The sequence below is a fragment of the Vibrio sp. Vb1755 genome, assembly GCF_033338635.1.
GTDB classification, from domain to species: domain Bacteria; phylum Pseudomonadota; class Gammaproteobacteria; order Enterobacterales; family Vibrionaceae; genus Vibrio; species Vibrio alginolyticus.
In genome coordinates this window covers 1-1529 of the sequence record NZ_JAWOTA010000114.1, presented here as the reverse complement: position 1 = coordinate 1529, position 1529 = coordinate 1, and the positions used below count along the sequence as shown (strand labels likewise).

3 protein-coding genes are annotated in these 1529 nt (G+C 47.6%); all 3 read left to right on the top strand.

Annotation, left to right across the window (positions count from 1 at the left end):
* Positions 1 to 179, top strand: a 179-nt coding sequence (gene mraW / locus R7E00_RS23075; protein ID WP_318124560.1) for a 16S rRNA (cytosine(1402)-N(4))-methyltransferase, incomplete at its 5' end; no start/stop codon positions are given.
* A gap of 5 nt (positions 180 to 184) precedes the next feature.
* A complete protein-coding gene (gene ftsL / locus R7E00_RS23070; RefSeq protein ID WP_005458197.1) occupies positions 185 to 502 on the top strand; it encodes a cell division protein FtsL in 318 nt (105 codons plus the stop codon).
* On the top strand, positions 499 to 1529 hold a 1031-nt coding region (locus R7E00_RS23065), incomplete at its 3' end, for a penicillin-binding transpeptidase domain-containing protein (RefSeq protein ID WP_318124553.1). The genes ftsL and R7E00_RS23065, both read left to right, overlap by 4 nt.

Genomic DNA, 1529 nt, shown 5'->3' with positions numbered 1-1529 from the left:
GCAAAGAAAGTAAAGGTCCTGAGGTTCCACATGGGATTCCTTTGACGGAAGCGCAAATCAAAGAGCTTGGCAGCGCAAACATGAAAACTGTTGGCAAAGCGATAAAACCGAGCAAACAAGAAATTGACATGAACCCTCGTTCGCGCAGTTCTGTGCTAAGAATTGCTGAAAAGCTTTAATTATTATGACGAAACCCACTCCCAACCTTGCTAAGTTGATCGCCACGGATTTAATTACCGTTGGTCGCTGGTCATTACTATTGTTGCTATTGATCATGGCATCAGCAATGGGAGTGGTATTTGCTACCCACCATGCGCGTCAAGCGATCACTGAAAAAGATCACACTCTGGTTGAGCGCGAGCGATTAGATAGCGAATGGCGCAACCTGATGTTGGAAGAAACCGCCTTAGCAGAACACAGTCGAGTGCAAGATCTTGCGAAAAAGGATCTTGAAATGAAACGACCTGACGGCGATAAAGAAGTGGTTATCACGCTAAAATGATAAGAAAGAAAACCAACGCTAAACAAGGAAATAAGCGTAAGTCTTCTGCGAAACCCAAAGCCGCAGTAAACGACACCAAAACCGCACCGAAAGCAGCGAAAGTAGAAGTAGAGCCATCATTTTTGATTCGCTGGCGCTTCCATTTATTGCTGTTTTTTGTTTTCTGCGCCTTTGCGCTTCTTGTCGCTCGTGTGGCCTATATTCAAATCATCGAGCCGGATAATCTCATTAAGCAGGGCGATCTACGTTCGATTCGTGTTAAGTCTATCCCGTCTGCACGAGGCATTATTTCTGATCGCAATGGTGAACCTTTAGCGGTGAGTGTGCCTGTTGAAGCGGTTTGGGCCGATCCAGCCACCATTTTTAAAGAAAATGCGCTAAGTCAGAAACAAAACTGGTATGCCTTAGCAGATGTGTTAGGTGTGGATCGCCAAGGCTTGATTGACAAAATCAAGCGCAACGAAAAGCGTCGCTTTATTTACCTGCAGCGCCAGGTGAGCCCAGCGATGGCAAACTCCATTCGTGAACTGAAGCTACCAGGTATTGGTCTTAAGTCGGAGTCTCGTCGTTATTACCCGGCTGGCGAAGTCAGTGCGCACCTTGTCGGTGTGACAGGCATTGACGGTCATGGCCTAGAGGGGGTTGAGCGCAGTTACGATGAATGGCTAACCGGTGAAGAAGGTAAAAAGACCATTCGTAAAGACCGCTACGGCCGTGTCGTTGAAAACATCGCTTGGCAAGACAAACAAGAAGGCAAGTCGTTGCAGCTGACCATTGATCAGCGTTTGCAGGCTATCGCTTACCGTGCCATCAAACAGGCGGTTGCCGATCACCGTGCAACCTCTGGCTCCGTGGTGATGCTGGATGTAAAAACGGGTGCCGTTTTGGCGATGGTTAATGCTCCGTCATACAACCCAAATAACCGCACGGATTGGCAAAGTTATAAGATGCGTAACCGTGTGATCACGGACTCAATGGAGCCAGGCTCGACCATTAAGCCTTTCGTTATTTTAGCCGCCTTAGAAAA